The organism is Streptomyces sp. 8K308, assembly GCF_004348315.1.
Lineage (GTDB): Bacteria > Actinomycetota > Actinomycetes > Streptomycetales > Streptomycetaceae > Streptomyces.
On the sequence record NZ_SMKC01000418.1, the window covers coordinates 1 to 5,411 of the forward strand.

General features: G+C 74.3%; 5 protein-coding genes. 2 read left to right on the forward strand and 3 right to left on the reverse strand.

Annotated features, from left to right (window positions below; all coding sequences use genetic code 11):
• The coding region (locus E1265_RS32955; RefSeq protein ID WP_243741284.1) for an alpha-amylase family glycosyl hydrolase at window positions 1-714 on the reverse strand (714 nt) is incomplete at its 3' end.
• A 120-nt stretch (window positions 715-834) separates the two neighbouring features.
• Here E1265_RS32955 and E1265_RS32960 point away from each other — a divergent pair.
• The gene (locus tag E1265_RS32960) at window positions 835-2,064 is read left to right on the forward strand and encodes an SAV2148 family HEPN domain-containing protein (RefSeq protein ID WP_132934634.1); all 1,230 of its coding nucleotides are present in this window, start codon (window positions 835-837) and stop codon (window positions 2,062-2,064) included.
• A 28-nt stretch (window positions 2,065-2,092) separates the two neighbouring features.
• Here E1265_RS32960 and E1265_RS32965 read toward each other — a convergent pair whose 3' ends face one another.
• Together E1265_RS32965 and E1265_RS32970 are read right to left on the reverse strand one after the other, a co-directional pair.
• Window positions 2,093-3,337, reverse strand: coding sequence for an MFS transporter (locus tag E1265_RS32965; protein WP_207931304.1), 1,245 nt, complete (start codon window positions 3,335-3,337; stop codon window positions 2,093-2,095).
• Between the two features lie 164 nt (window positions 3,338-3,501).
• The gene (locus E1265_RS32970; RefSeq protein WP_132934635.1) at window positions 3,502-4,047 is read right to left on the reverse strand and encodes a winged helix-turn-helix domain-containing protein; all 546 of its coding nucleotides are present in this window, start codon (window positions 4,045-4,047) and stop codon (window positions 3,502-3,504) included.
• A gap of 80 nt (window positions 4,048-4,127) precedes the next feature.
• Between E1265_RS32970 and E1265_RS32975 the strand changes: the two genes are divergently transcribed.
• Window positions 4,128-5,378, forward strand: coding sequence for an MFS transporter (locus E1265_RS32975; protein ID WP_132934636.1), 1,251 nt, complete (start codon window positions 4,128-4,130; stop codon window positions 5,376-5,378).
• The last annotated feature ends 33 nt before the right edge of the window (window positions 5,379-5,411 follow it).

Here is a 5,411-nt window from a genome sequence, read left to right on the forward strand (position 1 = left end):
CTCCACCACCCCGTCCGCCACCAGACGCAGCACCGTGGCGTGCGTGGCGTCGAAGACCTCGGGGTCCTCGACCCGCACCGCGATCAGCTCCGAGACGGCGAAGAAGCGACGGTAGTTGAGCTCGGTGCGGGCCAGCCGCCACCAGCAGAGGCGGTAGTGCTGGGCGGCGAGCAACTCGGGCGGCGGCAGCCGCTCCGTGCCGGCGCGCAGCGGGAAGCGGCGGTCCCAGTAGCACAGCGCGCCGTCCGCCACCGTGAGCCGGTCGAGCTCGTCGGCCAGCGGCCCGCCGAGCACCGGCAGCAGCACCCGACCCCCGCCCGCCACCCAGTCGATGTCGAACCAGGAGGCGTACCGGGAGCCCGGGCCGTCCCGCAGCACCTCCCACAGCTGCCGGTTGCGGCTGGTGTCGGCGGGGACGGCCATGTGGTTGGGCACGATGTCGAGCACCAGACCGAGGCCGTGGGCGCGGGCGGTGGCCGCGAGCCGCCGCAGCCCCGCCTCGCCGCCGAGCTCGGCCCTGACGGTGGAGTGGTCGGTGACGTCGTAGCCGTGCGCGGAGCCAGGCACCGCGTCGAGCACGGGGGAGAGGTGCAGGTGCGAGACGCCGAGCGCGGCGACGCGCGGAACGATCTCCTCAGCCGCCCCGAACGTGAACTCAGGCCCCAGCTGGAGCCGGTAGGTTGACGTGGGCGCCCGGCGCACGGGGAGCGTCATGGCCTCCCCCTGCCCCGACGGCCGTGTGGGCACGCCCGGTTGACCCCGGCTCGGGCTGCGCGCGTGGCGGGCGCCGCAGTAGGCTTCCTTGATCCATCGCAGGGGCGGAAGGCGGTACAGGTGAGCTCTTCGGGGCTGGAATTGCCCCCGGGAAACGGGGACGAGACCGCCGAGGCGCCGACCGTCGCGGTGCCGGTGCCGCGTCCGGTGGAGATCGGCGCCGACCTCGACTGGAGCGCCGAGGACTGGTCCGAGGTGCGCACCCGCGTCGAGCGCGCCGGGCGCGCGTACGTCTGGCTGAACCTGGTCGAGCAACGCCTGCGCTCGGTGGTGGCCGCGGTGCTGCGTCCCGTGTACGAGCCGGTGCACGGCGAGGAGTGGGAGGTGGCGGCGGCCGGGCCCACCGGACAGGAGTGGGTACAGCGGGCGGCCGCCCTGCGTGAGGTGAGCCGCCGCAAGGGGCACCTGCTCGATCCTGCCGATGACACCGTGCTCGCCTTCCTGACCCTGCCTCAGCTGCGTGAACTCATGGTGCAGCACTGGCCCTGCTTCGCGCCGTATTTGGACAACCGGCGCGAGCTTGAGCTCACCCTCGACGAGCTGGAGGTGGCGCGCAGCGCCGTCAGCCGCAACCGGGGCATGAGCCGGGCGGTGCTCGAGCAGGCGGAGCGCGCCTGCGCCCGGCTGCTGCGGCTGCTCGACTCCGGCTCGCCGCCCTCGGACGGGCGGCTGCCGGCGGACGCGGTGGAGCGGCTGGTGGGCGACCGCTTCACGGACGTGGCCGGGGTGCACCCGGACCGGGTGCGGCTGCAGCGGCAGCTGCCGGCCGAGGACCTGTTCTCCGGTGCCCGCCGGCTCGACGCGCTGGGCATAGGGCTCGGCCTGCTGGTGCAGAACTTCCCCGGCCGGCGGCTGTTCCGGCTCGCCGAGTCCGGCTGCCGGGTGCGGCTGCTGTTCCTCAACCCGGCGAGCGGCGCCATGCGGCGGCGGGAGCGTGAGCTCGGCCTCAAGCGCGGCGAGCTCGGCCGGACCGTGGAGACCAACATCCTGCACGTGCGGCGGGTGCGCAGCAGGGTGCGCGACCCGGAGGCGTTCGAGATCCGGGTCTTCGACGACACGCCGCGGTTCAGCGCCTACTTCGTGGACGCGGACGGCCCGGACGGGGTCGCCGTGGTCCAGTCGTACCTGCGGCGCAGCCGGGGCATGGAGACGCCGGTGATGGTGCTGCGCAGGGCGGGGCGGGAGATAGTGCAGCGGGACGATCCGCTGGCGGACGGCGAGCTCAGCCTCTTCGAGACCTACCGGGAGGAGTTCGAGTGGTCGTGGGAGGACTCCCGCCCGGTCTCGTGAGCGCGCGGTCTGGTGAGCGCCCGGCGGCTCAGCCGCCGGGCGCCCGGTAGCGGATCAGCGTTCGGGAGGCCGCCGCGAGGGCGAGCATCGCGACCACCGTGAGCAGGCCGCCGCCCGTGATGGCCCAGGTGGTGCCGGCCGCGGCGCCGGCCAGGCCGTGCGCCAGGTGCCCGAGCCAGGGGCCACCGGCCGAGATCACCGTGTCGAGACCCTGGAGCCGGCCGCGCAGCTCGTCCGGCACGCACGCCTGGAGCAGCGTCGCCCGGAACACGCTCAGCAGCATCAGCGCCGCGCCGGCCGCGAGCAGGCAGCAGGTCGCCAGCCAGAGCCGGTCGGTCAGGCCGAAGGCGGCGACGGCCAGACCCCAGCCGCAGACGGCGACCGCGTAGACCAGGCCGTGCCGGGTGAGGCGGGTGAAGACGCCCGAGCACAGGCCGGCCAGCACCGCGCCCGCCGGCATCGAGGCGCTGAGCACCCCGAGCGCGGGGCCGCCGCCCGGCGGGTCGCCGAACGTCTCCTGCGACACCTCGGGGAAGAGCGCCGCCGGGTTCCCGATCACCATCGCGATCAGGTCGGCGAGGAAGAGCGCGATCAGCAGCCGGTGGCCCGCCAGGTAGCGGACCCCGCCGGCGAACCGCGGGCGGGGCCCGGTCGGGGCCGTCGGCGGGAGCGGCGGCAGCCGCCACACCGCGTGGACCATGGCGAGCAGCGCCAGCGCGTCGAGCAGGTAGAGCGGCGCCACGCCCGTGACGGGCAGCAGCGCGCCGGCGAGCAGCGGACCGGCCACCGGGCCGAACCAGCGAACGGTGGCGTCCAGCGAGTTGGCCGCCGGCAGCAGTTCCGGCGGCACCAGGCGCGGCACCACGGATCGGCGGGCCACCGTGTTGGCGCCGAGGCAGCCCTGGAGGAGCGCGAGCAGTGCGAAGAGCACGGCGACGGATTCGAGGCCGACCGCCGCCTGGAGCCACAGCAGCGCCGCGACGAGGGCGAGGCTGCCGTTGGTGACGAGCAACAGCCGGCGCCGGTCGAGCGCGTCGGCCAGCACGCCGCCCCACAGCGCCGCGAGCGCCAGCGGGCCGAGCGCGGCCACCGCGGAGAGCCCGACCCAGGCCGAGGACCCGGTGATCTCGTAGATCTGCAGCGGCACCGCGACGGCGGTGAGGCTGGCGCCGGTCGCGGTCACCGCGCTGGACAGCCAGAGCCGGCGGAAGGCCGGGATCCCGGCCGGCCGCAGGTCGGCGCCGAACCGGCGCCGGTCGTCGATCGCGCTCACGGGACGGAGGACGACGCTCCGGTGCCGGCCGGTTCTGGGCCCTGTCCTGTCGATCTTGCCGGGCCCGCGACTCGCCCAGGCCTGGCACCCCCACCCGGACGAAGCCTGGGGAAGCACCGCACCGGACGCCGCGGGCCGATCCGACAAGATCGGCAGGACAGGACCTAGTCGGCGAGGCGGTGCAGGATGAAGAGGCCGCCGTAGGCGGGGCGATCCGCGCGGCGCTCGTCGTCGGTGGCGACGTACTCGTCCAGGATGGCGAGGACGCGAGCGTTGAACTCGGCCAGCTCGTCGGGGGAGAGGTGCAGCATGAACCGCGCCAGCTCGGCGATCGACCGTGGCCCCGCCTCGTGCAGCTCCTCCTGCAACGCCTGCAGCGGGATGAGCGTGGCGTCCTCCGAATCGGCGTTGGCAAGGCCGCCGTTGAGCCACCAGGACCGGCCGGTCGACCGGTAGGGCTTCTCCAACGCGCCGCTGTCGCCGGTGCGCACGGGAGCCGGTTCCAGGAAGCCGGCTGCGGTCAGCTGGCGCACGTGGTACAGCACCGTGCCGGGATCCCGGCCGAGCCGGTCGGCCAACTGCTTGTTGGTCATCTCGCGTTGCCCGCACAGCCGCAGGATGCGGGCCCGCAACGGATGCGCGAGCGCCTTGGCCTCGCGGACGGTCGCCTCCTGCCGCGAGGGCCGGCCGGTCGCTGCCTGTTCGCCCATGTGCGCAGGGTAGTCCACGGGTTGGCAGGCCCGGAGCCCGGCGATTGAATTTTTCTCCATCGATGTGGGATTGTCCACCAATGACGAACGAGTCCACCCCGGCCGCCGTCGCGCGTCCGCCGCTCGGTCCTGCCTACTGGCGTCTTTTGACCTCCTCCGCGTTCTCCAACCTGGCCGACGGCGTGCTCAAGGTCGTGCTGCCGCTGGTGGCCATCCAGTACACCCGCTCGCCCACCCTGGTCGCCGGCCTCTCGCTCGCGCTGAGCCTGCCCTGGCTGCTCTTCGCCCTCCAGGCCGGCGCCCTCGCCGATCGCGTCGACCGGCGACGCGCGATGCTGCTCGCCAACTGCCTGCGCACGCTGCTGATGGCGAGCCTGGTGCTCGCCGCGGCGCTGGACGCCGGCTCCATCTGGGCCCTGTACGCGGTCGCCTTCTGCGTCGGCGTCGCCGAGACGGTGTACGACACCTCGGCCCAGTCGATCGTCCCGCAGCTCGTCCACCGCGACCAGCTGGCCCGCGCCAACGGCCGCCTCTACGCGGCCGAGTTGGCCGCCAACCAGTTCGTCGGCCCCATGGTGGCCGGGCTGCTGGTGGCCGCCGGCGCGGTGGCCGCCTTCGCCGCGCCGACCGCCCTGTGGGCGGTGGCGCTCGCGGCGCTGCTGCTGGTGCCCGGAACCTTCAGGACCGAGCGGGACGGCCCGGCCACCACCATGCGGGCCGACATCGCCGAGGGCCTGCGCTACCTGTGGGGCCAGCGCCTGCTGCGGACGCTGGCCGCGATGGTCGGCGTCACCAACTTCGCTTTCAACGCGGCGTTCGCGGTGTTCGTGCTGTACGCGGTCGGCCCGATGTCGGCGATGGGTCTCAGCGAGGGGGCCTTCGGCGTGCTGATGACCACCCTGGCGGCGGGCAGCCTCGTCGGCTCCTTCGCCGCCGAGTGGGCCGAACGGGCCCTGGGCCGGGCCCGCGCGCTGTCGCTGACCGTCCTCACCAGCGTGCTCTCCCTGGCGATACCCGCCCTGACGGCCAACCCGTACCTCGTCGGCGCGGGCTTCGCGGTCTCGGGCGTGGGGATCGTGATCTGGAACGTCATCACGGTCTCGCTGCGGCAGCGGATCGTGCCGAACGGCCTGCTCGGCCGCCTCAACAGCGGCTACCGGCTGATCGCCTGGGGCACCATGCCGCTGGGCGCGGCGGCCGGCGGGGCGCTGGGGCAACTCCTCGGGCTGCGGGCGGTGTTCGCCATCGCTGCGGCGCTGACGCTGCTGACGTTGGCGGGGATGGCGGTGGTGACGGAGCAGGCGTTGCGCTCAGCGGAACGTCCCACCTGACGGTCCGCGGCGCGCAAAGGGGCGGGTGGGTGG

Excerpts from the sequence above, each read along its gene's own strand:
- E1265_RS32970 (WP_132934635.1), bottom strand. The coding sequence starts at position 4,047 with ATGGGCGAACAGGCAGCGACCGGCCGGCCCTCGCGGCAGGAGGCGACC.
- E1265_RS32975 (WP_132934636.1), top strand. The coding sequence starts at position 4,128 with ATGACGAACGAGTCCACCCCGGCCGCCGTCGCGCGTCCGCCGCTCGGT.